Origin of the sequence: Pseudoflavonifractor sp. An44, assembly GCF_002161675.1 — a bacterium.
Classification (GTDB): domain Bacteria; phylum Bacillota; class Clostridia; order Oscillospirales; family Oscillospiraceae; genus Enterenecus; species Enterenecus faecium.
This window is the reverse complement of sequence record NZ_NFIH01000017.1, coordinates 1-26,549: the sequence shown is the minus strand read 5'-3', so window position 1 is coordinate 26,549 and position 26,549 is coordinate 1. Positions and strand designations below refer to the sequence as shown.

General features: G+C 59.0%; 27 protein-coding genes, 5 tRNA genes and 1 other annotated feature. Of the genes, 19 read left to right on the top strand and 13 right to left on the bottom strand.

Annotated features, from left to right (window positions below; translation table 11 throughout):
* Positions 1-24: 24 nt before the first annotated feature.
* The 3 genes from thrH to spoIIR all read left to right on the top strand — a co-directional run bounded on the left by thrH (position 25) and on the right by spoIIR (position 2,306).
* The gene (gene thrH / locus B5F98_RS08935; protein ID WP_087232728.1) at positions 25-627 is read left to right on the top strand and encodes a bifunctional phosphoserine phosphatase/homoserine phosphotransferase ThrH; all 603 of its coding nucleotides are present in this window, start codon (positions 25-27) and stop codon (positions 625-627) included.
* 16 nt (positions 628-643) lie between these two features.
* Positions 644-1,483 carry a 4-(cytidine 5'-diphospho)-2-C-methyl-D-erythritol kinase gene (ispE, locus tag B5F98_RS08930; RefSeq protein WP_242961640.1) on the top strand — a complete coding sequence of 280 codons (840 nt, stop codon included), beginning with the start codon at positions 644-646 and terminating at the stop codon, positions 1,481-1,483.
* A 199-nt stretch (positions 1,484-1,682) separates the two neighbouring features.
* Complete coding sequence (spoIIR, locus tag B5F98_RS08925) at positions 1,683-2,306, top strand: stage II sporulation protein R (RefSeq protein ID WP_087371582.1); 624 nt, start codon at positions 1,683-1,685, stop codon at positions 2,304-2,306.
* A 5-nt stretch (positions 2,307-2,311) separates the two neighbouring features.
* On the opposite strand, the gene B5F98_RS08920 is transcribed toward spoIIR, so the two are convergent.
* The 3 genes from B5F98_RS08920 to B5F98_RS08910 form a co-directional block, all read right to left on the bottom strand.
* Positions 2,312-3,121, bottom strand: coding sequence for a MetQ/NlpA family ABC transporter substrate-binding protein (locus B5F98_RS08920; RefSeq protein ID WP_087371579.1), 810 nt, complete (start codon positions 3,119-3,121; stop codon positions 2,312-2,314).
* A gap of 63 nt (positions 3,122-3,184) precedes the next feature.
* Positions 3,185-3,451 (bottom strand) — a binding site (T-box leader).
* Between the two features lie 118 nt (positions 3,452-3,569).
* Positions 3,570-4,271, bottom strand: coding sequence for a methionine ABC transporter permease (locus B5F98_RS08915; protein WP_087232820.1), 702 nt, complete (start codon positions 4,269-4,271; stop codon positions 3,570-3,572).
* Between the two features lie 58 nt (positions 4,272-4,329).
* Positions 4,330-5,334 carry an ATP-binding cassette domain-containing protein gene (locus B5F98_RS08910; protein WP_087371576.1) on the bottom strand — a complete coding sequence of 335 codons (1,005 nt, stop codon included), beginning with the start codon at positions 5,332-5,334 and terminating at the stop codon, positions 4,330-4,332.
* Between the two features lie 248 nt (positions 5,335-5,582).
* Here B5F98_RS08910 and B5F98_RS12785 point away from each other — a divergent pair, with 248 nt between their 5' ends.
* The 5 genes from B5F98_RS12785 (at position 5,583) to B5F98_RS08890 (ending at position 11,183) form a co-directional block, all read left to right on the top strand.
* Positions 5,583-5,792 (top strand): hypothetical protein, encoded by a 210-nt coding sequence (locus B5F98_RS12785; RefSeq protein WP_143482357.1) that lies wholly within the window; start codon positions 5,583-5,585, stop codon positions 5,790-5,792.
* Positions 5,793-6,116: 324 nt separating this feature from the next.
* A complete protein-coding gene (locus B5F98_RS08905) occupies positions 6,117-6,791 on the top strand; it encodes a response regulator transcription factor (RefSeq protein WP_087371573.1) in 675 nt (224 codons plus the stop codon).
* Positions 6,788-7,783, top strand: coding sequence for a HAMP domain-containing sensor histidine kinase (locus tag B5F98_RS08900; RefSeq protein WP_087371570.1), 996 nt, complete (start codon positions 6,788-6,790; stop codon positions 7,781-7,783). The genes B5F98_RS08905 and B5F98_RS08900 overlap by 4 nt, the downstream gene beginning before the upstream one ends.
* Positions 7,784-7,881: 98 nt before the next feature.
* On the top strand, positions 7,882-8,565 hold the full coding sequence (locus tag B5F98_RS08895) for an ABC transporter ATP-binding protein (protein ID WP_087371567.1): 684 nt from the start codon (positions 7,882-7,884) through the stop codon (positions 8,563-8,565).
* Positions 8,562-11,183 (top strand): ABC transporter permease, encoded by a 2,622-nt coding sequence (locus tag B5F98_RS08890; protein WP_087371564.1) that lies wholly within the window; start codon positions 8,562-8,564, stop codon positions 11,181-11,183. The genes B5F98_RS08895 and B5F98_RS08890 overlap by 4 nt, the downstream gene beginning before the upstream one ends.
* Before the next feature lie 685 nt (positions 11,184-11,868).
* Here the strand turns inward: B5F98_RS08890 and B5F98_RS08885 are convergent.
* The 8 genes from B5F98_RS08885 to B5F98_RS08850 form a co-directional block, all read right to left on the bottom strand.
* On the bottom strand, positions 11,869-13,134 hold the full coding sequence (locus B5F98_RS08885) for an ATP-binding protein (protein WP_087371560.1): 1,266 nt from the start codon (positions 13,132-13,134) through the stop codon (positions 11,869-11,871).
* 6 nt (positions 13,135-13,140) lie between these two features.
* The gene (locus B5F98_RS08880) at positions 13,141-13,797 is read right to left on the bottom strand and encodes a response regulator transcription factor (protein WP_087371557.1); all 657 of its coding nucleotides are present in this window, start codon (positions 13,795-13,797) and stop codon (positions 13,141-13,143) included.
* 20 nt (positions 13,798-13,817) lie between these two features.
* Positions 13,818-14,462: a phosphate signaling complex protein PhoU gene (gene phoU / locus B5F98_RS08875; RefSeq protein WP_087232761.1), complete on the bottom strand. Its 645-nt coding sequence runs from the start codon at positions 14,460-14,462 to the stop codon at positions 13,818-13,820.
* Positions 14,463-14,475: 13 nt separating this feature from the next.
* Entirely contained in the window at positions 14,476-15,231 is a 756-nt protein-coding gene (gene pstB, locus B5F98_RS08870) for a phosphate ABC transporter ATP-binding protein PstB (protein WP_087232764.1), read from the bottom strand.
* Between the two features lie 15 nt (positions 15,232-15,246).
* Complete coding sequence (pstA, locus tag B5F98_RS08865; RefSeq protein ID WP_087232767.1) at positions 15,247-16,095, bottom strand: phosphate ABC transporter permease PstA; 849 nt, start codon at positions 16,093-16,095, stop codon at positions 15,247-15,249.
* 3 nt (positions 16,096-16,098) lie between these two features.
* Complete coding sequence (gene pstC, locus B5F98_RS08860) at positions 16,099-17,013, bottom strand: phosphate ABC transporter permease subunit PstC (protein ID WP_087232770.1); 915 nt, start codon at positions 17,011-17,013, stop codon at positions 16,099-16,101.
* Positions 17,014-17,139: 126 nt separating this feature from the next.
* A complete protein-coding gene (locus B5F98_RS08855) occupies positions 17,140-18,000 on the bottom strand; it encodes a phosphate ABC transporter substrate-binding protein (protein ID WP_204871637.1) in 861 nt (286 codons plus the stop codon).
* Between the two features lie 135 nt (positions 18,001-18,135).
* Entirely contained in the window at positions 18,136-18,654 is a 519-nt protein-coding gene (locus B5F98_RS08850) for a putative ABC transporter permease (RefSeq protein WP_087371554.1), read from the bottom strand.
* A gap of 157 nt (positions 18,655-18,811) precedes the next feature.
* Here B5F98_RS08850 and pyrB point away from each other — a divergent pair, with 157 nt between their 5' ends.
* The 6 genes from pyrB (at position 18,812) to B5F98_RS08820 (ending at position 20,651) form a co-directional block, all read left to right on the top strand.
* Positions 18,812-19,867: an aspartate carbamoyltransferase gene (pyrB, locus tag B5F98_RS08845; protein ID WP_087232776.1), complete on the top strand. Its 1,056-nt coding sequence runs from the start codon at positions 18,812-18,814 to the stop codon at positions 19,865-19,867.
* Positions 19,868-19,952: 85 nt separating this feature from the next.
* Positions 19,953-20,026: transfer RNA gene (locus B5F98_RS08840), tRNA-Gly, on the top strand.
* 3 nt (positions 20,027-20,029) lie between these two features.
* Positions 20,030-20,106 (top strand) — tRNA-Arg (locus tag B5F98_RS08835).
* A 211-nt stretch (positions 20,107-20,317) separates the two neighbouring features.
* A tRNA-His gene (locus B5F98_RS08830) sits at positions 20,318-20,393 on the top strand.
* A gap of 55 nt (positions 20,394-20,448) precedes the next feature.
* Positions 20,449-20,523: transfer RNA gene (locus B5F98_RS08825), tRNA-Gln, on the top strand.
* A 52-nt stretch (positions 20,524-20,575) separates the two neighbouring features.
* Positions 20,576-20,651, top strand: a tRNA-Lys gene (locus tag B5F98_RS08820).
* A 110-nt stretch (positions 20,652-20,761) separates the two neighbouring features.
* Here B5F98_RS08820 and B5F98_RS08815 read toward each other — a convergent pair.
* The gene (locus B5F98_RS08815; RefSeq protein WP_158099820.1) at positions 20,762-21,460 is read right to left on the bottom strand and encodes a site-specific integrase; all 699 of its coding nucleotides are present in this window, start codon (positions 21,458-21,460) and stop codon (positions 20,762-20,764) included.
* Between the two features lie 297 nt (positions 21,461-21,757).
* On the opposite strand from B5F98_RS08815, the gene B5F98_RS08810 reads away from it, so the two are divergent.
* Genes B5F98_RS08810 through B5F98_RS13345 form a run of 3 tightly spaced genes read left to right on the top strand, consistent with a single transcriptional unit; the run spans position 21,758 to position 22,864 of the window.
* Positions 21,758-22,444, top strand: coding sequence for a class I SAM-dependent methyltransferase (locus tag B5F98_RS08810; protein ID WP_087371547.1), 687 nt, complete (start codon positions 21,758-21,760; stop codon positions 22,442-22,444).
* Positions 22,441-22,683: a cation transporter gene (locus B5F98_RS08805; protein ID WP_206418104.1), complete on the top strand. Its 243-nt coding sequence runs from the start codon at positions 22,441-22,443 to the stop codon at positions 22,681-22,683. Before B5F98_RS08810 ends, B5F98_RS08805 begins: the two co-directional genes overlap by 4 nt.
* Before the next feature lie 37 nt (positions 22,684-22,720).
* On the top strand, positions 22,721-22,864 hold the full coding sequence (locus tag B5F98_RS13345; protein ID WP_242961639.1) for a hypothetical protein: 144 nt from the start codon (positions 22,721-22,723) through the stop codon (positions 22,862-22,864).
* A 197-nt stretch (positions 22,865-23,061) separates the two neighbouring features.
* Here the strand turns inward: B5F98_RS13345 and B5F98_RS08795 are convergent, their stop codons facing one another.
* A complete protein-coding gene (locus B5F98_RS08795) occupies positions 23,062-23,457 on the bottom strand; it encodes a metal-dependent transcriptional regulator (protein WP_087371539.1) in 396 nt (131 codons plus the stop codon).
* A gap of 244 nt (positions 23,458-23,701) precedes the next feature.
* Between B5F98_RS08795 and B5F98_RS08790 the strand changes: the two genes are divergently transcribed.
* Together B5F98_RS08790 and feoB are read left to right on the top strand one after the other, a co-directional pair.
* Complete coding sequence (locus B5F98_RS08790; protein WP_087232784.1) at positions 23,702-23,914, top strand: FeoA family protein; 213 nt, start codon at positions 23,702-23,704, stop codon at positions 23,912-23,914.
* A 137-nt stretch (positions 23,915-24,051) separates the two neighbouring features.
* Positions 24,052-26,058 carry a ferrous iron transport protein B gene (gene feoB, locus B5F98_RS08785; RefSeq protein ID WP_087371535.1) on the top strand — a complete coding sequence of 669 codons (2,007 nt, stop codon included), beginning with the start codon at positions 24,052-24,054 and terminating at the stop codon, positions 26,056-26,058.
* The last annotated feature ends 491 nt before the right edge of the window (positions 26,059-26,549 follow it).

The window sequence follows — 26,549 nt, the reverse complement described above, 5'->3', positions numbered from 1 at the left end:
TATATGAAAAAGGAGGAACCGGCTATGTACATCACCTGTCTGGATTTGGAGGGCGTGCTGGTCCCTGAGATCTGGATTGCCTTCGCCCAGGCCCGGGGCATCCCCGAGCTGGAGCGCACCACCCGGGACGAACCGGACTACGACAAGCTGATGCGCTATCGCCTGGATATTCTGGCCCAGCACGGGCTGAAACTGTCCGACATCCAGGAGACCATCGCCACCCTGGACCCTCTGCCCGGGGCCAAGGAGTTCCTGGACGCTCTGCGGGAGAAGACCCAGGTCATCATCCTCAGCGACACCTTCGAGCAGTTTGCCCAGCCCCTGATGAAAAAATTGGGCTGGCCCACCATCTTCTGCAACACCCTGGAGGTGGCCCCGGACGGCACCATCACCGGGCACCAGATGCGCTGCCCCCAGTCCAAGCTCACCACGGTGAAGGCTCTCCAGTCGGCGGGCTTTACCACCATCGCCGCTGGGGACAGCTACAACGACCTGGGCATGATCGGGGCCAGCAAGGCCGGGTTCCTCTTCAAGAGCACCCCCGCCATCCAGGCCGAGCACCCCGAAGTGCCCGCCCTGGAGGAGTACGACCAGTTGCTGGAGGCCATTGAGGCCGCCATGGACTAAAGGGCGGAGGATGCACATGGAGAAACAAGCCTATGCCAAGCTGAATCTGTCCCTGGACATTCTCCGCCGCCGGGACGATGGCTTCCACGACTTGCAGATGGTGATGGTGTCCATCGACCTCACCGACACCCTCACCCTCACCCCCGGTGAGGGTAGCATGTCCACCAACCTGTCCTTTCTCCCCTCCGACGACAGCAACCTGGCCCAAAAGGCCGCCGCTGCCTTCCGCTCGGCCACCGGGCAGGGGGAGGTGCTGGACATCCACATTGACAAGCACATCCCCGTGTGTGCGGGCATGGCGGGGGGCAGCTCTGACGCCGCCGCCGTGCTGCGGGCCATGAATGAGATGTACCACACCAATCTGTCCCCCCTGGAGCTGGCGGACATTGGAGCCACCGTGGGCTCCGACGTGCCCTACTGCGTGGTGGGGAGCACCGCCCTGGTGGAGGGCCGAGGGGAGCGGGTCACCCCCATCTCCCCTCTGCCCCCCTGCTATATCGTGGTGTGCAAGCCCCCCTTCCCCATCTCCACCCCCCAGCTGTTTGGCCGGGTGAATGTGAAGAAAATCACCTGTCGCCCCGACACTCAGGGTCTGGTGAAGGCCCTGGAGGCGGGCGACTTGCAGGGGGTGGCGCGGCGGCTGTACAACGTCTTTGAGGACGTGCTGGAGCCCCGCCACCGCCAAACGGTGGACGAAATCAAGTCCACCCTCATTGAGTACGGCGCTCTGGGGGCTGTCATGTCGGGCAGCGGCCCCACCGTGTTTGGGCTCTACCAGGACGAGGGCACCGCCCGCAAGGCCGCCCAGGTGCTGGGGGAGCAGTACAAAGACGTGTTTGTGTGCCAGCCGGTCTGACATCCTGACACAGTCAGGATGTAATGAAGAATGAATAGTGAATAATGAATAATTATGGTGTGCCGCCACAGCGGCACAAATTATAATTCTCTCATGGCTGCATCCCCTCCAAAAAATGCTTGCATTTTTTGGACTAAACAATAAAAACACCGTCCATACTGTAAGAGACTTCAATCTCTTACTTAGGACGGTGTTTTTTATGTATACCCATCGTTTGTACCGCTGGGAAGCAGCCCTTCTCATGGCCTTCGCCATCCTCCTCACCATCGGCATGTGGGCCAGCGTCACCCAAAGCGCTCTGGCCGACGAGGTGCTGCGCCTCCACGTGGTGGCCAACTCGGACAGCGACGCCGACCAGGCGGTGAAGCTCCAGGTGCGGGACGCCATTCTCTCCGCCGCCACCCCCTATCTGGATGGGGTACAGGGTCAGCAGCAAGCCCAGCAGGCCCTGGAGCCCCACCTCAACGAGCTGGCCCAGGCGGGGGCGCAGGTACTCCGTGAAACGGGGATGGACTACCCCATCACCGTGTCCATTCAGGACGTGTGGTTTCCCACCCGGGAGTACACCGACTTCGCGCTGCCCGCCGGCACCTACCGCTCCCTCCAGGTGATTCTGGGGGATGGGGTGGGCCACAACTGGTGGTGCGTGGTGTACCCTCCTCTGTGCGTGGGGTCAGTGAGTGAGGAGAGCGTGGAGACCTCCGCCTCCGGGGTACTCAGTGAGGACCAGATCTCCCTCATCTCCGGCCAGGACGGAGAATACGTCCTGCGCTTTAAGGTTCTGGAGTGGTGGGACAATCTGGTGCAGAAGTTCCAGGGGTAAGGGCCTTAGAATACGGGCACCACAGAGCCCTGATAGGTCTCCTCCATGTACTCCTTCACCTCGTCGGACTTGAGGGCCTTCACCAGGGCCTGGATGGCCTCGTCGTTCTCCCGGCCCTCCTTCACCGCCAGGACGTTGACATAGGCGGTAGCGGCAGCACCGTCGGCGGACTCAATGGCCAAGGCGTCGGACACCTTCAGGCCAGCCCCGATGGCATAGTTGCCGTTGATAACCGCCAGGTCCACGTCCGCCAGACGGGAGGGAATCTGGGCGGCCTCCAGCTCCACGATGTCCAGGTTCTTGGGGTTATCCACAATGTCCAGGATGGTGGCGTTGATGCCGGCGTCCTTGTTCAGGGTGATGAGCCCCTCCTGCTCCAGCAGCAGCAGAGCCCGGGCCTCGTTGGTGGCGTCGTTGGGCACGGCGATCTGAGCGCCGTCGGGCAGAGCGTCAATGGAAGCGGTCTTGCCAGCGTACAGGCCGAAGGGCTCGTAGTGGATCTCGGCCACGCTCACCAGGTGGGTGCCATTGCTGGCATTGAAGTCGTTCATGTAGGTGATGTGCTGGAAGTAGTTGGCGTCAATGGAGCCGTCCTCCACCGCCTCGTTGGGCATGATGTAGTCGTTGAAGGTCTTGATCTCCAGGGTGTATCCCTCTTCGGCCATGATGTCCTTGGCCACCTCCAAAATGCCGGCGTGGGGGGTGGGGGAAGCGCCTACCACCACGGTCTTGTCGTCTTTCTTGCCGCCGCAGCCAGCCAGCAGGGACAGGGAGGCCGCAGCGGCCAGGGTCAGAGCCAAAATCTTCTTTTTCATGGTAATTTCTCCTTCATCATTCATCTGCATAAAACAAAACGCCCTTAACAGAAATCCAATTCTGTCAAGGACGAGAGCCTTCGCTTCGTGGTACCACCTTGGTTCACTTTCACCTCACGATGAAAGCCTTACAGAGTGCGGGAGGGTGAGCTACTACCATCCGATACTCCTGTGCGATGACGGGCACTCCCGTCGCAGCCTATGCAAGGGCCCTTGCAGTCGGTGCGCAGCTCCGAGACCATGTTCACCGTGACCTTCCGTACCCGTTTGCAGCTACCCGGGCTCTCTGTGCCGTATCTTCACGTCTACTCTTCTCTTCATTGCCTTTGTGAAACCGTATTTTGTTTTACTGGGCAAGAGTATAGCTACCCGTTGGGAAAAAGTCAACCAGCAGATTGCACAAAAACGAACACCGAGAGAGCGGCACGCTCTCTCGGTGTTATACATTTTATTGGAGTCCGGCCTTCTCGCCCCGGTGTGCTTTCCGGGCAGACTTACCTCGCTTGTTGGTGACCCGGCGGTCCAGAGCCACAGCGAAATGGGTGCCCAGGGACTGGAACACCTGGACCATGACCACCAAAATCACCACGGACACATAGAGGATGAAATACATCTTGCGCTGGTAGCCGTAGTTGATGGCCAGGCTGCCCAGACCGCCGCCGCCGATGGCGCCGGACATGGCGCCATAGCTCAAAATGGTGATAAAGGCGGTGGTGAAGCCGATGAGGAGGGAGGGCAGGGCCTCCGGCAGCATCACCTTGCGGATGATCTGCATGGGGGTGCAGCCCATAGCCTGGGCGGCCTCCAGAATGCCCTTGTCGGTCTCCCGCAGGGAGGCCTCCACCAGGCGTGCCACAAAGGGGAAGGCGGCACAGATCAGGGGGATGATGGAGGCGGTGGTGCCCACCGAAGTGCCCAGAATCATCCGGGACAGGGGGATAACCATAACCATGAGGATGAGGAAGGGCACGGAGCGCAGGAGGTTTACCACGGTGTTGAGCACCTTCATCAGCCAACCGGGCAGGGGGCGCACGCCGCCCTTCTCCCCGGTGACCAGAATGACGCCCAGGGGCAGGCCGATGACGTAGGAGAAGAAGGTGGCCACGATGGTGGAGTAGATGGTCTCCCAGATGGCGGTGCCCAGCTCCATTTGCAGATACATGAGCTGTTGGCTCAGGGGCGTGTTGCCGAACAGGGTTCCAAACAGTTCATCCATGATAGTCGTGCACCTCCTCCATGGTCACATTGGGTTGATTCTTGATGTACTGGATGGCCCGCTCCCGCTCCTCTGCGTTTTCCGGCAGGCCCAGCAGCATGGTGCCGAAGGCCTTGCCGTCCACGTTGCGGGTGTCGGCACCCAGGATATTCACCTTCACCTGGCAGTCCATGGCCAGGGAGGCGATGAGGGGCTCATAGGAGGAGCTGCCGTTGAAGGCGATGCGGATGACATTGGCCGCAGGCAGCTGGTCGATGATGACCCCGTCGGGGTACACCAGACGGCGGCCCGCCTCGGTCTTGGGGTTGGAGAAGGTCTCCTCCACCGTCCCCGTCTCCTGGAGCACGCCGTGGTCCAGAATGGCCACATGGGAGCAGATCTCCTCGATAACCCCCATCTCGTGGGTGATGATGACCACGGTGATACCCAGGCGGCGGTTGATGTCCTGAATGAGGCGCAGAATGTCCCGGGTGGTCTTAGGGTCCAGGGCGGAGGTGGCCTCGTCGCACAGCAAAATCTTAGGGTCGGAGGCCAGGGCACGGGCGATGGCAATGCGCTGCTTCTGGCCGCCGGAGAGTTGGGCGGGGTAGGCGTCCGCCTTGTCGGGCAGGCCCACAATGTCCAGCAGCTCCCGGGCCTTTTTCTTCACCTCAGGCCCCTTCTTCCCCGCAATCTCCATGGGGAAACAGATGTTGTCCAGGCAGGTGCGCTGCATGAGCAGGTTGAAGTGCTGGAAGATCATGCTGATGGAGCGGCGGCGCAGGGTCAGCTCCTTTTGGGACATGGCGCACAGGTCCTCCCCGTCAATGACCACCTGGCCCTCACTGGGCCGCTCCAGCAGGTTCAGGCAGCGCACCAGGGTGGACTTGCCCGCCCCGCTCATGCCCACAATGCCGAAGATATCCCCATCTCCAATGGTCAGGGACACGTCGTGCAAGGCGGTGAGCTCCCCCTCCGGGGTGGGGAAGCGTTTTGTGATATGTTTTAACTCAATCATAGGATCTTCTCCCTTTGTTTTCAAACAGTGGTTTGATTCTATGACAATTTTCCTACTGTGTCAATAGGGCATACATCCCATTGTCTCCTCCTCTGCTTTAGAAGTCTCTACTTCTCCGATTTCTCCGGCGCAAACCTGCGTCCCAGCCGGGGACGCTCCGCTGGGGTGACTTTTGTTCGGGCAAAAGTCACCAAAACCCGCCTAGGGCGTTCCCCCCTAGGTACCTCCCTTGGGGTACGAGGCTGTCAATGCGTCAAGCTGGTGTTCGGCCCGTCACCCTTGCTGTGGCCCCTGTCTCTGCCACCACACCAAGCCACCATGGCAACTGGCCCTATGACTGGGTGGTTTCCACCTCCGGGCCTACTCTGGAGAAGCGGCGTTCCCGCCGCCGGGAGCCAAACCTCCGGCAACTGGGAACAGTTGCACACCAGGGTAAGGCCCTGGCGGTAGAAGCATAATGTTCCACAACAAGCAGGTGCATTCTGTGGAAATTCCATGCCATCTATGTGACCCCACCGGGCCAAGGGCCGAACAGAGGAGGTTGCACACCCATCCAGTACCGCGGGGTGGATTCCACAAGGCGGGGGAAGGCCCCGCCTTTGGCGATTCTTTCCCCAATTTCTCATCGCTGAGAAATTGGGCCCAGCGGAGCGTCCCCGCCAAGATGGGGACATTCTCCTGAGAAATTGGAGAAGAGAAAGCCTTCCTGTTACTCTTGGCATGTTTCTCCCTGGAAAAAGGCATGCATGTATGGTATCATGACAAAAAAGGCGGGTGAAACTATGCAATCCATTCTCTTAGTGGAAGACGACAGACACATTGTGGACAACCTCACCGAGTATCTGGAGGGGGAGGGCTTCCGGGTATGCAGTGCATCGGGCCAGGCCGGGGCTCTGGAGCGGCTGGAACAAGAGCAGTTCGACCTCATCCTGCTGGACATCTCCCTCTCCGACGGCAACGGCTTTGCGGTGTGCTCGGCGGTCAAGGCCCTATACCACCTTCCGGTGATTTTCCTCACCGCCTCCGGGGACGAGTACAGCACCGTCACCGGGTTCGAGGTGGGGGCGGACGACTACATTCCCAAGCCCTTCCGCCCCCGGGAACTGCTCATGCGCATCAAAAATGTGCTGCGGCGCACAGGCAGCGGCGGCGGGCTGGTGCGCCTGGGCCGTGTGGAAGTGGACACCGTGCGAGGCACCGCCACCAAGGACGGCCGGGACCTGAACCTGTCCGCTCTGGAGTATCGGCTGCTGCTGATGTTCCTCAACCACCCCGGGGCCGTGCTCACCCGAAGCCAGCTGCTGGAGGGCATCTGGGACATTGCCGGGGACTTTGTCAACGACAACACCCTGACGGTGTACATCAAGCGGCTGCGGGAGAAAATCGAGGACGACCCCCAAAGCCCCACCCTCATCAAGACCGTGCGGGGTCTGGGCTATAAGGCGGAAATGAGGTGAATCCCTTGGAACACAAGACCGTCACCCGGCTGCTGTATCTGGCCCTCACCGGGGCTGCCACCGGGTTCGGGTGGTACCTGGGCGGACTCCAGGGGTTGCTCCTTCTCCCCCTGTGCCTGGGCTTTTGGGGCTTGGCGGAGTGGAACGCCGCCCGCACCGACCGGGAACTGGCCCAGCTCTCCCAGACCCTCAACCGCATTCTCCACGGGGAGGAGCACCTGGGGGTGGAGGAATACAGCGAGGGAGAATTGGGCATCCTGCGCAGTGAAATTCACAAGATGACGGTGCGGCTGCGGGAGCAGCAGCAGGCCCTGCAAGCGGACAAGGTGTATCTGGCCAACTCCCTGGCCGACCTGTCCCACCAGCTGCGCACCCCCCTCACCTCCATGAATCTGGTGGCGGAGCTACTGTACAAAGAGGACCTCACCCCCCAGCGGCGGGCCAAGCTGTGCCGGGAGCTCTATCAGCTGCTCAGCCAGATGGACTGGCTGGTGACCACCCTTCTGAAACTCTCTAAGCTGGAGGCGGGCACCATCCCCTTCCGCTCGGACACCGTCCCCCTGGAGGAGGTGGTGCGCCAAGCCGCCGCCCCCTTTCTCATCCCCATGGAGCTGCGGGAACAGACGTTTTCTGTGGACTGTTCCGGCTCCTTTATTGGAGATGTGCACTGGACGGCGGAAGGAGTTGGCAATCTCATCAAAAACGCCATGGAGCACACTCCTGCCGGGGGTTCTATTACCGTTCGTGGGCGGGAAAATGCCCTCTTTAGTGAGCTGGTGGTGGAGGACACCGGGCCGGGGATTGACCCTCAGGACCTGCCCCACCTCTTTGAGCGGTTCTACCGGGGCACCTCCCGCACGTCCCACGGCTTTGGCATCGGCCTGTCCCTGACCCAGCGCATTGTCACCGGACAGGGCGGCACCATCCAGGCCCGCAACCGCACCCCCCAGGGGGCACAATTCGTGTTACGCTTTTACAAGGGGACCGTCTGATGGGCGGTCCCTTTTGTGACGGATCTGTCACTGGAAAGTCACAGCCCTGTCACCTGGGTCTGATATCATAAAGCCACAATCCCAAAGGAGGAATGAACATGGAACTGCTTCGTGTGGAGCATTTGTGCAAAACCTACGGCACCGGGGAAAATCAAGTCAAAGCCCTGGATGACGTGTCCTTTTCCGTAAACAGAGGGGAATTTGTGGCCATCATCGGCCCCTCCGGGTCGGGCAAGTCCACCCTGCTGCACCTGCTGGGCGGCGTGGACAAACCCACCAGCGGCAAGGTGTATGTGGACGGCTGCGACGTGTACGCCCAAAACGAGGAGAAGCTGGCCATCTTCCGCCGCCGTCAGGTGGGGCTGATCTACCAGTTTTACAACCTCATCCCCGTGCTGGACGTGGTGGAGAATATGACCCTCCCCGTCCAGCTGGACGGGCAGAAGGTGAACCAAAAGCGGCTGAATGAACTGCTGGACACCTTAGGGCTGCGGGGCCGGGAGCGGCACCTGCCCAACCAGCTCTCCGGCGGCCAGCAGCAGCGGGTGTCCATCGGTCGGGCGTTGATGAACGCCCCGGCGGTGGTGCTGGCCGACGAGCCCACCGGCAACCTGGACTCCAAAAACAGCCAGGAGATCGTGGAGCTGCTGCGGCTGTCCAACCGCACCTATCACCAGACCCTCATTGTCATCACCCACGATGAACAGCTGGCCCTCCAGGCCGACCGCATCATCGCCATTGAGGACGGTAAAATTGTGCGGGACGAGGTGATTCGCCCATGAACGTGCTGCACAAGCTCACCCTCCAGGCCCTCAAGCAAAACCGCACCCGCACCATTGTCACCATTATCGGTATCATCCTGTCCACCGCCATGCTGTGCGCCGTGACCACCTTCACCACCAGCTTCCAGCAGTTTATGCTGGACGACAGTGTGTACTCCTCCGGCAGCTGGCATGTGGGCCAGAAGGATACCACTTACAGCGAATATCAGCAGCTGTCCCAAGCCGACGGCGTGGCGGAAGCCGTCTATTTGCAGCACCTGGGCTATGCCCAGGCAGAGGGCAGTTTCAACGAGTACAAACCCTATTTCTATGTGCTGGGCCTGTCCGATATGGGGGCCGATCTGCTCCCCATCCACCTCACCCAGGGCCGTATGCCCACTTCTCCCGATGAAATCGTGCTCCCCCAACACTTTTTTGACAACTCCACCCAGCGCTATCAGGTGGGGGACACCCTTACCCTGGAGCTGGGCCAGCGTATGTCCGAGGGCTTCGCCCTGGGGCAAAACAACCCGTTCAGCCTTGACACAGAGGAGACTCTGGAGGTGACCGACACCCGCACCTACACGGTGGTGGGTATCTGCCAACGGTGGGGCATGGAGAATTACTCCGCCCCAGGATATACCGCCTTCACCGTGGCCGACTCCAATCTGGCCGAGGACGCCACGTGCGACGTGTACCTGGCCATGGAGGACATGACCCAGGCCTACGACTTCCAACAGGCCCACGATTTAGAGCAGGACAATCGCAACGTGCTGATGTACTCCGGCGTATCCGAATACGACACGTTTTACACCGTCCTCTACCGTCTGGCCGCCATTGTCATGGTCATTATCATCGCCGCCTCGGTGATTCTCATCTACAACGCCTTTGCCATCTCGGTGTCCGAGCGCACCCGGCAGTTCGGCCTGCTCTCCTCTCTGGGAGCCACCAAAAAACAGATGCGGAACATGGTGCGCTTTGAGGCCCTGGCCCTCAGCGCCATTGGCGTCCCCCTGGGCATCCTGTCCGGCATCCTGGGCATTGGGGTTACCCTCCACTTTGTGGGAAAACTCTTTGCTTTCTCCAGCACCCAAGGGGGAGTGGCCATGAGACTCCATGTGTCCTGGGTAGGCATTCTGGTTGCGGTGGTGCTGGGTGTGGTGACCGTGCTCCTCTCCGCCTGGATTCCCTCCCGGCGAGCCACCAAAGTGTCCGCCATGGAGGCCATCCGACAGTCCCAGGACATCCACGGCACAAAAAAACTGGTGCGCCCCTCGCTGCTCACCCGAAAGCTCTTCGGCCTGCCCGGTGTGCTGGGGGTGAAGTACTACAAGCGCAGCGCTAAAAAGTATCGCACCACCGTGTTCAGTCTCTTCCTCAGCGTGGTGCTCTTTGTCTCCGCCTCCTCCTTTTCCTCCTCCCTGGCCAAATCCGTGGGCGGAGCCTTTGGCGGGGACACCTACGACCTGTCTTTTCCCTTTTACACCGAGGACACCGACCTATCCCCCGACACCCTGCTGGACCAGCTGCGGGGGTTGGACAGCGTGGACGACTCCGCCTATGTTCTGAGCTTCCAGCTCACCGGTGGCTTCCGCCCGGAGGATTTGAGCCAGGACATGCAAGCGCTGTCCACTCCGGTGGACGGGACGATTTACCAGCCCTTCGATCTGAGCTTTGTAGACGACGACACCTACCAGGCCCTGTGTGCAGCGCGGAAGCTGGACCCCGCCGCCACCTCCGGCATCGCCTTTGACGGCATCACGGAATTCGATTCTCAACAAGAGAAATACGTGTACCTGTACCAGCTGGAAGCCTCCTCCCTGTCCATGTCGGCCCTCACCTTTGACCAGGTGGCCAACCACTACCCTGACTCCCCCGTGGAGGGGCTGGACGGAACCGTCCAAGTGCCCTATATTGATGCGGATAACGGCACGCCCACCCTCTACCCGCTGGAGGATGTGGCCCACATCACACCCATAGAGGTGACCTTGGTGGAGAAAGAATGGCCCTATTTTCTCTCCAACGGGGGACTTGTGACGGTGCTCTATCCCATGTCCCAGCTGGAGGAGTTCCCCGTGGACCTCTCCCGGGGAAGCTATTACTTCTATATAATGGCCTCGGACCACCAGCAAGCGGAGCAGGATATCAAGGACTTGCTGGGCAAGCAGCAACTGCGTCCCGGCAACCTGTTTAACAACGCCGAATATGACGAGTCCAACCGGAACCTCATCACCATCATCAATGTGTTCTCCTATGGGTTCATCGCCCTCATCTCCCTGGTGGCCATGACCAATGTGTTCAACACCATTTCCACCAACGTGATGCTCCGCACCCGGGACTTTGCCATGCTCCAGTCGGTGGGCATGACGGCGCGGGAGATGCGGCGGATGCTGGGCTTTGAGTGTGTGCTCTACGGCACCCGGGCCTTGATTCTGGGCATTCCCGTGTCCATCTTCCTCAGCTACCTCATCTTTGACGCCATCGCCCAAGGCTATCCCCTCCCCTTCCAAGTGCCCTGGATTCCCCTGGGCATCGCCTGTCTGAGCGTGTTCCTGGTGGTGTTTGCCACCATGGCCTACGCCGCCCGAACGGTTGGCAAGCAGCAGCTGGTGGAGGCGCTGAAAAACGAGAATTTGTAACCGATTTCTTGTATACAGAAGGATTGTACTCCTCCGATTTCTCAGACGGAAACCTGCGCCCCCGGTGGGGACGCTCCGCTGGGGTGACTTTCTGCCGCCAGAAAGTCACCAAAGGCCGCCAAAGGCGGGGCCTTCCCCCGCCTTGTGGAATCCACCCCGCCGGTACTGGTTGAAGCGTGCACCTTCCTCTTTTCGGCCCTTGGACTGGTGGGGCCACATAGATGGCATGGCAATTCTATTGTAAGTTTCAACTTCTATGGCAAATAAACTTCTACCTCCAGGGCCTTACTCTGGTGGGCCGCTGTTCCCAGCGATCGGCGGCGGGAACGCCGCTTCTCCAGGGTAGGCCCGGCTGTGGAAACCACCTAGCCATAGGGCCAGTTGCCCAGAATAGCCTGGTGTGGTGGCACGACTAGGCGCCACAGCAAGGGTGACGGGCCGAATCGAGACTTGACGCAGGTCCAGCCTCGTACCCCAGGGAGGTCCTTAGGGGGGAACGCCCTAAGCGGGTTTTGGTTCCTTTTGACCGAGCAAAAGGAACCCCCAGCGGGAAGCGTCCCCACCAGGCTGGCAAGCCGGAACCATGGGCGGTTAGAGCGTTCATTCCTCCACCTCATGGATATGAAATGAAGATTTACTCAAAAGAAGGGCTGTCCCCCGTGGACAGCCCTTCTTTTGTACGTATTCAGTTCTTAGCCAGAGGCAGGGTCACCGACACAGTGGTGCCGGAGCCCACCACGCTGGCCAGCTTGATCTGGCCCTGGTACAGGGCCACGATGTGCTTGACAATGGCCAGGCCCAGTCCCGTGCCGCCAGCGGCACGACTGCGGCCCTTATCCACCCGGTAGAACCGCTCAAAGACACGGCTCTGGCTCTCCTCGGGGATGCCGATGCCGGTGTCCGCCACCACAAAGCGGGCCATACCTTCTGCCACGCCCACGGTGACGGTGACCCGTCCCCCCTTGCGGTTGTACTTGATGGCGTTCTCCACCAGGTTGATGGCCACTTCCTTGAAGCGGTCGGGGGCAATGCAGGCCACCACCTCGCCGCCGGTGACGTTGAGCTTCACCCCGGCCTTGTCCGCCTGGGGCTGGAGGATGGTCTGCACCTCCTGGGCAATGCTCTTCAGCGGGGCCCGCTCGGTGCCGGTGGCTCCCGCCACGGTCTCCAGCTCGGAGACGGTGAGAATGTCGTCCACCAGATTGGACAGCCGGTCCACCTCCACCGAAATCATGGTCAAAAACCGCTGTTGATCCTCCGGCTTGGTGACCATCCCGGAGGAGAGCATGTCGGTAAAGCCCTTGATGGAAGTGAGGGGAGTTTTCAACTCGTGGGTGACGTTGGCGGTGAACTCACTGCGCGCCGATTGCAGGGTCTCGTCCACTTGACGCACCGCCACCTCGGCCTCCTCCACCGGCTTGGCGGTAGAGGCCGCCAGGCGGCGGGCCAGCAGCAGAGCCAGCGCCAGAGACAGCACCGCAGCCGCCACAAGGCCCACAGCAGTCTGAGCCACCAGGGTGTCCACGGTGGACAGGGACATGGCCGCCCGTCCGATGTAGCCGTCGGTGAACACCCGGGCCACGTAAATGGTGTAGATGCCGGTGGTGGCGGAGCGGCGCACGTCCTCTCCCACCCCGTTTTCCTTGGCCTCCACCACCTCAGGACGGGTGGCGTGGTTCTCCCGGGACTCCTTGTCCGTATCGCCCAGCACGGTGCCGTCCGGGGAAATAATAGTCAGTCGCTTTTCCGGGGCCGCCTTGGTGAACTGCTCCAGCAGCTCCTCCGTCCAGGTCTCGTAGTTCTGGGCGTCCATGAGGGCCAGCAGCTCGGTGAGGTTTTCTCGGGCAGTGTCCATCTCCCGCTGGTGGAAGGTCCAGATACCCACCACCCCAGAGAGCAGCACCGACAGAGCGGCAATGAGGAAAATGGATATGGTCAGTTTCTTCTTCATCGGTTCTCACCCCATCTTATAGCCCACGGAGCGCACCGTGGTGATATAGCCCTCCCCCAGCTTCTGGCGCAGGGCTTTGATGTGCATGTCCACGGTGCGGGTCTCGCCGGTGAAGTCGTAGTTCCACACGGCGGCCAGAATCTCATCCCGGGTGAGGACGGTACCTCGGCGGCGCACCAGCAGGCACAGCAGTTCGAACTCCTTGTAGGTCAGGGCGATGTCCTCCCCGCCCCGGGTGACGGTGCGCCCGGCGGGGTCGATGACCAGGTCCCGGTAGCGAAGCATGGGGTCCCGATCGCCCACCCGGCGCATGACGGCATTGACCCGGGCTTGCAGCTCCATGACCCCGAAGGGCTTGGAGATGTAGTCGTCCGCCCCCAAATCCAGGGCAGTGACCTTGTCCATCTCGGTCTGACGGGCGGTGAGCATGATGATGGGCAGCTTGGCCGTGGCCTCCTCCCCTCTCAGACGGCGGACAATGTCCAACCCGTCCATGCCGGGGAGCATCACGTCCAGCAGCGCCAGGTCTGCCACGGGGGCGGCGTCAAAGAAGTCCTCCCCGCTTTCAAAGGCCAACACCTCATGACCCATAGATTTGAAATAATACTCTAACATGGTGCGGATGGACTCGTCGTCCTCCACCACCGCAATACGAAGGGTCATGGTGCCTCTCTCCTTTTTTCTTACTGAATTTCTCCGGTGACACAGAAAATGGCCCAGTTGGCAATGTTCACGGCGTGATCGGCCACTCGCTCCAAGTACTTGCCGATGATAATGAGGTCCACCGAGCGGTCGGAGTGGTCGGCCCGGGAGGCAATGCGCTCCACCAGAATCTTCTTGAGCTGGACAAACAGGTCGTCCACCACGTCGTCCAGGTTGATGACCGCCCGGGCGGTGTTCTCGTCCCGGTCCACGTAGGCGGCAATGGCCTGGCGCACCATCAGCCCCGCCTGGCGGCTCATGGCCACGATCTCCTCGGGCACGTCGGGCTTGTCGCCGCTCTCGGCAATGAGCAGGGAGATCTCGGCGATGTTGGCGGCCTGGTCTCCAATGCGCTGCAGGTCGGTGACCATCTTCATGGCAGCGGAAATGGTACGCAGGTCCCGGGCCACCGGCTGCTGGCGCATGAGCAGGGACATGCAGCGGTTTTCAATGTCCCGCTCCATCTGGTCCATGGTGTTGCGCATCGCGATGGTGGCCTTGGCTCCCTCCGCCTTGCCCTGGGTCAGGGAGGCGGTAACCAGGTCGATGGCGTCCTGGGTGGTAGTACCCATGGCGGTGAGCTCGTGGCTGAGCTCCACCAGCTCGGCATCAAATGTCTTTCTCATGTAGCGTCCCTCCTTAGCCGAATCGTCCGGTGATGTAGTCTTCGGTGCGCTTGTCCTTTGGCACGGAGAACAGCTTCTCGGTGTCGTCGGCCTCCACCAGCTCGCCGTGGAGGAAGAAGGCGCAGCGGTCGGACACACGGGTGGCCTGCTGCATGTTATGGGTCACGATTACTATTGTATACGATTTTTTCAATTCTGCAATCAGATCTTCGATCTTGGAGGTGGAGATGGGGTCCAGAGCGGAGGTGGCCTCGTCCATGAGCAGCACGTCGGGCTCCACGGCCAGGGCTCGGGCGATGCAGATACGCTGCTGCTGGCCGCCGGACAGGGACAGGGCGGACTTCTTCAGACGGTCCTTCACCTCGTCCCAGATGGCAGCGCCCCGCAGAGACTTCTCCACAATCTCATCCAGCTGCTTTTTGTTGTGGATGCCGTGGGTACGGGGGCCATAGGCGATGTTGTCATAGATGGACATGGGGAAGGGGTTGGGCTTCTGGAACACCATGCCCACGTGACGGCGCAGCCAAGTCACATCCACCTGGGGGTCAAAGATGTTCTGGTCCCGGTAGAGCACCTTGCCCTCGATCTTCACCGTGGGCACCAGGTCGTTCATCCGGTCCAGGGTCTTGAGGAAGGTGGACTTACCACAGCCAGAAGGCCCGATGAGGGCGGTGACCTGGTTTTGGGGCATCTCCAGATTGATATCCTTCAGGGCATGGTTCTGGCCATACCACAGATTCAAATTCTCCGTTTTTAAAATGGCGTTCATGGGAGCAGTTCTCCTTTACTTGTTCTTCAGACGGCTGCCGGCCACAGAGGCCAGGAGGTTGATGACCAGGGTGATCACCATCAGGACAGCGGCCACGGCCAGGGCGCTCTGCACGTCACCGTTTTCGTTGACGTACACGTACAGGGCCACGCTGAGGGTGCCGGAGGAAGTGGTGAGGGCGTCAAAGAAGTTGTTGACCACGCTGCCCATACCGGCGGTGAAGAGCAGGGCGGCGGATTCGCCCACGATACGGCCAACGGCCAGGATGCAGCCGGTGACGATGCCGTCCACGGCGTTGGGCAGCACCACGGTGCGCACCATGCGCCACTTGCCGGCGCCCAGGCCCAGAGCGCCCTCCCGGTAGGACTGGGGCACGGTCTTCAAAGACTCCTGGGTGGTACGCACGATGGTGGGCAGAATCATGATGACCAGGGTGAGGCCGCCACCCAGGATGCCGTATTTAAAGCCCAGAACCTGCTGGAAGAAGAGCATACCCACCAGACCGAAGATGATGGAGGGGATGCCAGTGAGGGTCTCGGTGGCAAACTCGATGATGGACACCAGCTTGTGGTTGGTGGCGTACTCGGTGAGGTAGATAGCCGCTCCCACACCCAGGGGGAGCACGATGACCATGGACAGAAGGATGATGTACAGGGTGTTGAGGATGTTGGGCAGAATGCCGTCGGTGCCACGGATGAGGCTGCGCTGGGTGGTGAGGAACTCCCAGGTGATGCCGCCCAGGCCACGGTAGAAGACGTAGCCGATCATAAACACCAGCAGGGCGATGGTGAGGGCGGCGCACAGGTAGAGCAGGCCCCGCAGGCCGCGGTCATAGATGCGGCGACGCAAAGACAGATGTTCCACGAGTTAACCCTCCTTTTTATTTTTGACAAACAGGTTGAGTGCCACGTTAATGAGCATGATGAAGAGGAAGAGGACCAGAGCAATGGAGAAGAGGGATTCCCGCCACAGAGAGCCCACGGTGGCGTAGTTCATCTCGGAGGCGATGGCGGTGGTGAGGAAGCGCACGGGGGTAAACAGGCTGCCGGGCATGTTGGGCACGTTGCCGGAGACCATGATGATGGCCATGGCCTCGCCGATGGCACGGCCCACGCCCAACACGATGGCGGTGGCCACACCGGAACGGGCGGCGGGGAGAGAGACCCGGAAGATGGTCTCGGTGTGGGTGGCACCCAGAGCCAGGGAGGCCTCCTCATACTCCTTGGGCACAGCCCGCAGAGCGGTCTCAGCCACGTTGATGATGGAGGGCAGAATCATGACGGTAAGTACCACGATGGCCGCCAGCAGGTTGGCGCCGGAGGACAGGTGGAAGGCCTTCTGAATGGCGGGCACCAGCACCACCATACCCACCAGGCCGTACACCACCGAGGGGATGCCAGCCAGCAGGGACACGGCGGAGCGAATCACAACCGCCAGGCGGTGGTTGGCCACCTTGGCCAGGAACATGGCGGTGAGCACACCCACAGGCACGCCAATGAGAATGGCGCCGCCGGTACCGGCAAAGGAGGTGAGGATGAAGGGCAGGATGCCGTACACTCCGTTTTTGCCGTCCCAGGTATCTCCAAACAGGAAATCTGTCACGCCAATTTCCAGCATAGCAGGCAGACCGGAGATCACCAGGTAGACGCTGATGAACAGCACGCTGGCCACTGCCACGATGCCGCACAGGAAGAAGATGTTCTTCACCAGCCACTCTACGCTGTCCCGCAGCCGCCGGGCCTTCTGGGCCTTGGCCTGGTCGTTTTGTTTCTCTTGCGCCATGGGGACCGCCTCCTTAGGGGTTTGGGTTATCACGTTCTCGTTATCCAAGTTTTTCATTCTCCTTTACACAGGGGAACGGCCCCCATCCCGTGTGGGGGATGGGGGCTGGTCCCGCAGCCTTGTTTCTTACTTGGCGGTAGGCACAGCGCCAGCCTGACGGATGAGGTCAGCGGCGTCGGTGGACATAGCCCAGTCAAAGAAGGCCTCAGTCTGAGCGGACATCTCGGCGCCCTCCTTGGTCACGATGACGAAGGGACGCTGAATCTTGTAAGTACCGTCCAGAATGGTGGACTCGCTGCACTCCACACCGTCCACGGTGATGGCGGACACGCCGTCCTGGCCCTCCACCTCAGACAGAGAGGCGTAGCCGATGGCAGCGGCGTTGCCGCGCACGGCCTCGATGACAGCGCCGGTGGAGGTCAGCTCCTGGTCCAGCTTGCAGCTATCCTCGGTCTCGGTGATGGACTCGAAGCCGTCACGGGTGCCGGAACCAGCCTCACGGCCGATCACAGCGATGTCGCCAGCCTCGCCGCCCACCTCAGACCAGTCGGTGATCTCACCGGTGAAGATCTTGGCGATCTGCTCCACGGACAGGTCGGCCACGGCGTTGTCGGCGTTGACGATGATGGCGATGCCGTCCAGAGCAACGATGTTCTCCACCAGACCCTGCTCCTTCTCCTCGTCCTTCAGAGCGCGGGAGGCCAGGCCCAGATCAGCGGTGCCGTTGGCAGCAGCCTCCACACCAGCGGAGGAACCGCCGCCCTCCACGGACACGGTGACACCGGAGTTGTCGGTGCTGAACTGCTCAGACAGGTAGCCCATGACCTTGGACATAGAGGTGGAACCCAGGCACATCACGGTGCCGGACAGCTCGGAGCCGTCGGTCTTGTCGGAACCGCTCTGGGTGTTCTCAGCGGACTGGTTGCCGCAGGCAGCCAGGCTGAACGCCATGGCACCAGCCATCAGCATAGCGATAAACTTCTTCATTTGTTGTCTCTCCATTTCATATTCGTTGTGTTTCATTGTCTCTCTTGGGAACAGCTTTGAGTTTACAAAAGAATTGTAAAGAGTGCGTCCAGGGCTTTGTAAAGTCTGTGTAAAGCGGCCCTTTTCTACCTATTCTTAGCGATACCATTGTAATACCGCTGTGTTTTTCTCCCGTTTTAGTGCAATACTACTAATGAGGCAGTCCGCCCCCAGCACGATCCAGGCGGGCACGGTAAAGGCGGTTGGAAGGGCGGAAACGCAAATCTTTACAATTGGGTGTACTGTGTAAACCAGTGCCAGAGCCAGACCAGACCAGGCCAAAGAAAAGGGCAAACAAACCAATCCGCACACATTCCAACGGATTTGGGAGTAATTCCAAAAGGCCACCCCCAACACATATTTATAATAGAGTCCAAACAGCAGCTCCACCACTGTGGCCGCCCCGAAGCCCACCCCCATCACCCACAGGGGCTGAGGATTGGGACCGCTGAGGGCCACAATGGCCACGCCCCCCACCCCGTACACCGGGCATAAGGGCAGCAGCAGCAGGCACTTGCGCCCACTGCCCCGGCCGTGGACAATCTTGGCGTAGGCCACCTCCAGCAGGTAGCCCAAAAAGCTGTAAACCAAAAGATACCAGATCCAGGTGCTCATATCTCATCCTCCCCGTCTGCATAGTCTGTCCCAAAGGTGGGATTCTCATGAAGTGTATAAAATTTTTCTCTGCGGCCTGTGATTTACCACCAGTTACCTGTTGTTTGCCCGGTGGGATTGTGATACAATGTATCGAACTTTGCAAGGAGGGACCGATATGCGTCATTTGATTGACTTCGGGGATTTGAGTAGACAGGAATGGGACGAGATCTATCAGAGAGCCGACAAAATCATCAACAACCCAGAACAATATTTAGATGTATGCCACGGTAAGGTGTCGGCCAACCTGTTCTATGAGCCCTCCACCCGCACCAACTTCTCCTTCCAAACCGCCATGATGCGCCTGGGCGGATCGGTGTTCGGCTTTGCCGACCCCAACTCCTCCTCGGTGGCCAAGGGCGAGACGTTGAAGGACACCATTAAGATGGTATCCAACTACGCGGATGTCATCGTCATGCGCACCCCCTGGGAGGGCGCTGCCAAGGCTGCCTCTCTCTACGCCGATGTGCCGGTGATCAACGCCGGTGACGGCGGCCACATGCACCCCACCCAGACCACCGCCGACCTGACCACCATCACCCGCCTGCGGGGCAGTGTGGACGGGCTGTCCATCGGTCTGTGCGGCGATTTGAAAAACGGACGTACCGTCCACTCTCTCATCAAGGCTCTGTCCAAGTTCAAGGACATCCGCTTCTATCTCATCGCGCCCCGGGACCTGGCTATCCCCCAGTACCTGCGCCAGTTCATGCAGGAGCGCAACATGCCCTTCGTGGAGGTCACCGGTCTGGAGGCTGTCATTCCCCAGCTGGACGTGCTGTACATGACCCGGGTGCAGAAGGAGCGGTTTGTGGACCCCCTGGAGTATGAGCGCAACAAGGGCATTTACGTGCTCACCCGGTCCAAGCTGGAGCGCGCCCGGGAGAATCTGCTCATCATGCACCCCCTGCCCCGGGTGGACGAGATCACCGTGGACGTGGACGACGACCCCAGAGCCGTGTATTTCCAGCAGGCCCGGTTTGGCATGTTTGCCCGCATGGCCCTGTTGTCCGATCTGGCCAACCAGCCCCGGAAGACTCCCGACCCGGTGGAAATCGGCACCAAACCCGTGTGCCACAACCCCCGGTGCATCACCCAGACGGAGCTCTATCTGCCCCCGCTGGTGAAGAAAAACGGCGGCGTGGACTGCTGCGCCTTCTGCGACGCACCCCTCTAATTGATTTTTTGAAAAAAGGGCTTGACACCCCAGACATTCTGTGCTATTATACACAGGCTGATGTTTGGGGCGTCACCCTTAACCTGCGGGTGTAGTTCAATGGTAGAATCCCAGCCTTCCAAGCTGGTCGCGTGGGTTCGATTCCCATCACCCGCTCCATACGCGCCTGTAGCTCAGGTGGATAGAGCAACTGCCTTCTAAGCAGTGGGTCAGGGGTTCGAGTCCCTTCAGGCGTGCCAATCATTTAGAGTTTTGCCTCTGAATGAGATTCCTGCATTGCTGGCAGAAGGCACTCCTGTTGCGCATCAAGGTTCGCCTTCGGCTCCCTTTCTGCGGAAGGGACTTTGGCCGGCGAACTTGCCACCGGCAAGTCCGCTGATCGGCCAAACTTCAGGCGTGCCAGCCCATTTGAGGGCCTCTCCCCGTCCCAAGCGCAACAAAGTCAATATGGTGGGTATAGCTCAGTTGGCAGAGCACCGGATTGTGGTTCCGGGTGTCGTGGGTTCGAGCCCCATTACCCACCCCATACTGTGGCTAAGGGCCGGAGCGTCCGCTCCGGCCCTTGCTTCCATCCTCTTCATTGGGGTGTAGCCAAGTGGTAAGGCACGGGACTTTGACTCCCGCATTCGTTGGTTCGAGTCCAACCATCCCAGCCAGACCATTGTCCCCCTGGCTCGCCCGGGGGGACTTTGCGGAATAACTTCATATGACCTAGTAGCTCAGTTGGTAGAGCAACGCCCTTTTAAGGCGAAGGTCCGGGGTTCGAGTCCCCGCTGGGTCACCATCGAAAATGCGTTATTTTCTCTTTTTGGGAGGAAATAACGCATTTTTTCGTCATATTTGAAAATTACACCTGATTGAAAATTCAACTTTAATTCCACTCGCTCTGAACATTCAAGCCTTCTTCAAGAACATCTCTGAGAGGATGTCGGCGTTGCGCTGGTCTGCCCCCTCCAACACATGGGCGTAGATGTTGGCCGTGGTGGACACCTGGGCGTGTCCCAGCCGTTTGGATATGCTCACGCTGTCCACCCCATTGAAGTACAGCATAGAGGCCATTGTATGCCGGAACGCATGGGGGTTGATGTGCGGGAGATCGTGGCGGCGGCTGAACTTCTTGAGCCAATTTGTCACGCTGTCCGGGTGCATGGGGTTTCCGTTGTCCTGGGCAAAGACAAAGCCCTGGTTTTGGTAGTACTCCCCCAGCCTGAGCCGTTCCTCAGCTTGCCACGCCCGGTAACGCCGGAGAAGCTGCATGGTTTCCGTGGGCAGGGCCACATACCGCCGGGAGCGTTCCGTTTTAGGGCTGCTCTCATAGATGCCCACGTCTGCCCGGTAAAGAATGTTGTTGCAGATAAAAATACGGTTGCCCTCAAAGTCCACCTTGTCCCATTTCAGGCCCAGCACTTCTCCACGTCGTGCCCCTGTAATCAGAAGCAGGTGGACAAGGGTTTTCCATTTCATTGGCTCTTGCTCCAGGGCCTCCCGGATTGCTGCCACCTGTTCCGGCTGGAAGTAGTTCACGTCCTTGTGTTCTGCCTTTGGCAGCGTGGCCCGTGCCGCCACATTGAAGGGAACAAGCCCCTCTTTCACCGCTTGCTCCAGCACTGTGGAGATCAGGCGGTGATACTTTTGGAGGAGGAGGGCATTTACCGCCGCTTCATCACCGCCCGCTCCAATCCCACCGGTTGGTGCCGGTAAACACAGTGAGCCGAACGAAACGGAAAGAATGGCCGGGAGATGTATCCCGGTCATTCTTCGTTCCAGCTTCTTCCCTTGATTGATCCCAGAGAACATGCAAAACCAATATGGCGGCATCTTGCAATTTCATGCGACAAAGAGTATGATGTGGTTAGCTGGTACTAACCATCATTGAGGTGACCATATTGTATGGATGACAACAAGCAGTTTTGGGAGCGGTTTTCACGGCATTACTCTGGTTTCATACGCCGCTCTCAGACAACCTATCAGCAGATCTGCAAAGCAATGCGTCCTTTTCTGAAACGGGACATGGACGTACTGGAGTTGGCCTGCGGAACAGGCCAGCTGTCCGTGCCGCTGTCTCCATGTGTCCGGAGCTGGGAGGCAACCGACTTTTCATCTGAGATGATCCGTCAGGCCAAAAAGCAGGTGCATTCGTCCCGGCTCCATTTCTCCGTCCAGGACGCCACCAAGCTGCCCTACGGGCCGGAGAGCTTCGATGCGGTGGTGATCTCCAACGCCCTCCATGTCATGCCTCACCCGGAAAAGGCCCTGGCGGAAGCCTGGCGGGTTCTGAAGCCGGGGGGATGGCTGTTCGCCCCCACCTTTGTCTGGGGCAAAAGCCGAAGCGCCAGACTCCGGCTCTGGTTCATGGGGCTGTCAGGCTTTCGGGTGTACCATGTTTGGACTGCCGGGGAGCTGATGGCATACCTGTCCGAGCGCGGCTATTCCATCGTTCGCCATCAGCTTCTCGGAAGTTCGTTGGCGCCGCTGTGCTGTCTGATGGCCAGGAAGATCCCGGATGAACGGACTGCGGCACGGCAGACCACCGTCCGGTCCGCACAGCACGATGATCCAAAAGTCAAGAAGGAGTGATAGAACATGTGGAAGTCAACGGAATGATGTGCGGGATGTGCGAGGCCCATGTCAATGACGCCGTGCGCAAAGCCTGCCCGGTCAAAAAGGTGAGTTCTTCCCGGAGCAAAAACCAGACCGTGATCCTCTCTGAAACAGAGCTGGACACGGAGGCTGTTATGAATGCCATTCGCAGCACGGGATATGAGGTCGGCACGATCCAGCAGGAGCCGTACAAAAAAAGAGGACTATTCGGTTGAGTTCCTTGGCGGCAGCGGCCAGAAAAGAGGTGTGAACATGAACACGGCAATGCAGTCGTTTGGATATGGATTAACAGCTTTGCTGTTTTGCATCGCTATTCTTGGCGTGTGCCATAACATCAAAAAAACTGCCCGAAAAGTTTTGAAAAGCCAGCAGCCACATAAGGATGAGCTGCCGTAAGCGTTTGGAGCTATGGAGCAGATGCGCTTGGCGGTGAACTTACACAGCAGGTCGCTCCTGATTTAAAAGCGCAGATCACATAAAATGCGGTGGAGGCCATATCCAGGCTCCACCGCATTTGATATTCCGTGCCAAATGGCAGGTATTCACTTATCGCGTTGCCGCTCGATAGCAAAGTCCGCCAAATTTGCACAGGCTCATTGCCCGTGCGCATCTTCCCGCATTTTCGTTATCTGCTCCAAGTGCGCCTGCACCGCCGCAAAGGATTTTTCGCTGATCACATGCTCGATCCTGCAGGCATCCTCTGCGGCTGTTTTTTCATCCACGCCAAGACCCTTGAGCATTTCTGTCAGTACCGTATGCCGGGTGTACATAGTCTCAGCAATGGCGAGACCTTTTGACGTCAGGGTGATTGCGCCCTCTCCGTCCACCTCCACATAACCGTCTTTTTTTAGAATGGACAGAGCACGGCTGACGCTGGGCTTGGTATAGCCCATTTGTTCTCCCACGTCAATGGCCCGCACAAAGGATTTTGTTTGCCTTAAAATATAAATGGTCTCCAAATACATCTGACCAGATTCATGGATTGCCATACAAGACCTCCATTGGATAAAGCATTTTGATTATTATAGCACAGTCCGGAAAAATGAACCAGCCTGTTTATCGGAAACGGAGATTTTCTTTGCTGAATATAGGTTCCCGCTTGACAATTGATTAGGCATGGTATATTATAGCAGAGGGTTAGATATTGCTAACCTAATTTTTTCGCGGTCTGGTTTCCTATCGCTAACCAGACTGTGGAAAAATGATTAAATCAACTCTGAAAAGGTGATGGATATGACATTGTTGGATGCTCTGGACGGTCAGGAATATATCGTCAAGCAAATCAATACGGACGATGAGGAGCTGAATGCGTTCCTTTTTTCTTTAGGTTGCTATGTGGGAGAGCCGGTGACCGTGGTATCCCACCTCAAGGGCGGCTGCGTGGTTTCCATCAAGGATGGCCGCTACAATATCGACAACCAGCTGGCCTCGGCCATCGAGATATAAGATCTGGAGCACTTATTACGCCCCAGAGCCCCAGATCTAAGGTATTCATTCATGTTTATTCTGCCCAACGGTTAGCGTAGGGCAACCGCTGAGTTGTGAATAAAGTACATCGCACACATAGAAAAGGAGGAAATGTCATGCGTATTGCCTTGACTGGCAACCCGAACTCCGGCAAAACCACCATGTACAACGCCCTCACCGGGCGAAATGAGAAGGTGGGCAACTGGGCCGGCGTGACGGTTGAAAAGAAGGAGCACCCCATTAAGAAAGCCTACTGCAGCGGGACGGAGGATCTGATTGCCGTGGATCTGCCCGGCGCCTACTCCATGTCCCCGTTCACATCGGAGGAAAGCATCACCAGTTCCTATGTGAAGCACGAACACCCCGATGCCATCATCAACATTGTGGATGCCACCAACCTGAGCCGCAGCCTGTTCTTCACCACCCAGCTGCTGGAACTGGGCATCCCCGTGGTGGTCGCCCTGAACAAGAGCGATATCAATGCAAAAAAGCAGACCGTCATTGATGTAGCGTCTCTCTCCGCCAAACTGGGCTGTCCCGTGGTAGAGACCGTCTCCACCGCCGCGGAAGGGCTGAAGGCCGTAGTGGATGCCGCTGTTGCACAAAGCGGTAAAATCCAAAGAGCTCCTTATGTCCAGGGCGACATTGATCTGACTGACAAGAAGGTTGTGGAGGAAGCCGACCGTAAGCGTTTCGCGTTTGTCAATTCCCTGGTCTCCCAGGTGGAGAAGCGGAAGGTCCTCACCAAGGACAAGGGCACGGGGGACGCCATTGACGCCGTGCTGACCAACAAGTTCCTGGGCATTCCCATCTTTGCCGTGGTCATGTTCCTGGTGTTTCAGATCTCGCAGGTCTGGGTGGGGCCGTTTATTGCAGACACGCTGGTGGCCTGGATCGAGACCTTCCAGGGCTACGTCGGCGAGGTGCTGCTGGCTGACGCCAATCCTCTGCTGACCGCGCTGCTGGCCGACGGCATCATCGGCGGCGTGGGCGCCGTGGTGGGCTTCCTTCCCTTGGTGATGATCATGTACTTCCTCATCGCCCTGCTGGAGGACTGCGGCTATATGTCCCGCGTGTCCGTAGTGCTGGACCCCATCTTCAAGAAGGTGGGCCTGTCCGGTAAGTCTGTCATCCCCTTCGTCATCGGCACCGGCTGTGCCATCCCCGGCGTCATGGCCAGCCGCACCATCCGCAACGAGCGGGAGCGCCGGGCCACCGCCATGCTGACCCCCTTCATGCCCTGTGGCGCCAAGATCCCCGTCATCGCCCTGTTTGCCGGTGCCTTCTTTGACGATGCCGGCTGGGTAAGCTTCCTCATGTACTTCACCGGCATCGTGCTTATTTTCCTGGGCGCCCTGCTGGTCAACAAGATTGCCGGCTACAAGAACCGCAAGTCCTTCTTTATCATCGAGCTGCCGGAGTATAAGGTACCCTCTCTCTGGTTCGCCTTCAAGGCCATGTGCGCCCGGGGCTGGGCTTACATCGTGAAGGCCGCCACCATTATTCTGCTGTGCAACACCGCCGTGCAGATCATGCAGACCTTCAACTGGAGCTTTGCCGTGGCGGAGACCGCCGACAGCTCCATCCTGGCCTCCATCGCCCACCCCTTTGCCTATCTGCTGGTGCCCATCGTGGGTGTTCTCAGTTGGCAGCTGGCAGCCGCTGCCGTCACCGGTTTCATTGCTAAGGAAAATGTGGTGGGCACGCTGGCCGTCTGCTTTGCGGGCCTTGAGAACTTCATCGACACCGATGCCCTGGAGATGATGGAGGGCGCTGGCGCCGAGGTGGCGGGCGTCATCGCCATCACCAAGGTGGCGGCTTTGGCCTACTTAATGTTCAACCTGTACACACCTCCCTGCTTCGCCGCCATCGGCGCCATGCACTCTGAGATCAAGAGCGCCAAGTGGCTGTGGGGCGGCATCGGCCTCCAGCTGGGTACTGGCTATACAGTGGGCTTCCTGGTCTACCAGATCGGCACCCTAATCACCACCGGTTCCATTGGCGCCGGCTTTGTCCCCGGTCTTGTCGCTGTAATTGTGTTCGCCGCAGTTCTGGTGTGGCTGTGCCTGAAGGCGGATAAGGATCTGAAGCAGGAGTATGCGCTGAATGGAGCGAGAGCCTGATGATCGACTGTATCGTAATTGGCATTCTTGTGGTAATTATCGCAGCCGCCGCGTTCTATGTCTATAAGGCAAAAAAGAGCGGCAAGAAGTGTATCGGCTGCCCGGATGGATGCTCTTGCAGTTCCAAAAAGGCAGACCAGCATCACTGCTGCTGCAGTACCCATGAGAAATAGAAAAGATGCGGGGGCCTTCCGTTTGGATGGCCCCCGCTAATCATTTCATGCATCCATGAACTTTCCTATTGACAAACACGATGTGATATATTAAAATCAGAACATAAGTTAGCTATCGCTAACCTCCGGGAGAAATCCCGAATATTTTTTGAATATAAGTTAGCTACTGCTAACCATCTGCTTTGGGAGTGACTCACTATACAAGACCGGCTATAAAGGGTTGTCAAGAGAAGATTTCTAAATAGCTGGGGAATAGGGGGTATTGTCACGAAGGACAGCGAAGATGATATTCACCATTTTGCGGGAAACATGTCCCAG

Bases quoted from the DNA above. Each gene is read 5' to 3' on its own strand.
- pstB (WP_087232764.1), bottom strand. From the start codon at position 15,231: ATGAACGCCATTTTAAAAACGGAGAATTTGAATCTGTGGTATGGCCAG.
- B5F98_RS08915 (WP_087232820.1), bottom strand. From the start codon at position 4,271: ATGGAGCTGGGCACCGCCATCTGGGAGACCATCTACTCCACCATCGTG.
- B5F98_RS08855 (WP_204871637.1), bottom strand. From the start codon at position 18,000: ATGAAGAAGTTTATCGCTATGCTGATGGCTGGTGCCATGGCGTTCAGC.
- B5F98_RS08885 (WP_087371560.1), bottom strand. From the start codon at position 13,134: ATGAAGAAGAAACTGACCATATCCATTTTCCTCATTGCCGCTCTGTCG.
- pyrB (WP_087232776.1), top strand. From the start codon at position 18,812: ATGCGTCATTTGATTGACTTCGGGGATTTGAGTAGACAGGAATGGGAC.
- B5F98_RS08880 (WP_087371557.1), bottom strand. From the start codon at position 13,797: ATGACCCTTCGTATTGCGGTGGTGGAGGACGACGAGTCCATCCGCACC.
- feoB (WP_087371535.1), top strand. From the start codon at position 24,052: ATGCGTATTGCCTTGACTGGCAACCCGAACTCCGGCAAAACCACCATG.
- ispE (WP_242961640.1), top strand. From the start codon at position 644: ATGGAGAAACAAGCCTATGCCAAGCTGAATCTGTCCCTGGACATTCTC.
- B5F98_RS08810 (WP_087371547.1), top strand. From the start codon at position 21,758: ATGGATGACAACAAGCAGTTTTGGGAGCGGTTTTCACGGCATTACTCT.
- B5F98_RS08890 (WP_087371564.1), top strand. From the start codon at position 8,562: ATGAACGTGCTGCACAAGCTCACCCTCCAGGCCCTCAAGCAAAACCGC.
- B5F98_RS08910 (WP_087371576.1), bottom strand. From the start codon at position 5,334: ATGATTGAGTTAAAACATATCACAAAACGCTTCCCCACCCCGGAGGGG.
- spoIIR (WP_087371582.1), top strand. From the start codon at position 1,683: ATGTATACCCATCGTTTGTACCGCTGGGAAGCAGCCCTTCTCATGGCC.
- B5F98_RS08920 (WP_087371579.1), bottom strand. From the start codon at position 3,121: ATGAAAAAGAAGATTTTGGCTCTGACCCTGGCCGCTGCGGCCTCCCTG.
- B5F98_RS13345 (WP_242961639.1), top strand. From the start codon at position 22,721: ATGAACACGGCAATGCAGTCGTTTGGATATGGATTAACAGCTTTGCTG.
- phoU (WP_087232761.1), bottom strand. From the start codon at position 14,462: ATGAGAAAGACATTTGATGCCGAGCTGGTGGAGCTCAGCCACGAGCTC.
- pstC (WP_087232770.1), bottom strand. From the start codon at position 17,013: ATGGCGCAAGAGAAACAAAACGACCAGGCCAAGGCCCAGAAGGCCCGG.
- B5F98_RS08850 (WP_087371554.1), bottom strand. From the start codon at position 18,654: ATGAGCACCTGGATCTGGTATCTTTTGGTTTACAGCTTTTTGGGCTAC.
- B5F98_RS08795 (WP_087371539.1), bottom strand. From the start codon at position 23,457: ATGGCAATCCATGAATCTGGTCAGATGTATTTGGAGACCATTTATATT.
- B5F98_RS12785 (WP_143482357.1), top strand. From the start codon at position 5,583: ATGCGTCAAGCTGGTGTTCGGCCCGTCACCCTTGCTGTGGCCCCTGTC.
- thrH (WP_087232728.1), top strand. From the start codon at position 25: ATGTACATCACCTGTCTGGATTTGGAGGGCGTGCTGGTCCCTGAGATC.
- B5F98_RS08905 (WP_087371573.1), top strand. From the start codon at position 6,117: ATGCAATCCATTCTCTTAGTGGAAGACGACAGACACATTGTGGACAAC.
- B5F98_RS08790 (WP_087232784.1), top strand. From the start codon at position 23,702: ATGACATTGTTGGATGCTCTGGACGGTCAGGAATATATCGTCAAGCAA.
- B5F98_RS08895 (WP_087371567.1), top strand. From the start codon at position 7,882: ATGGAACTGCTTCGTGTGGAGCATTTGTGCAAAACCTACGGCACCGGG.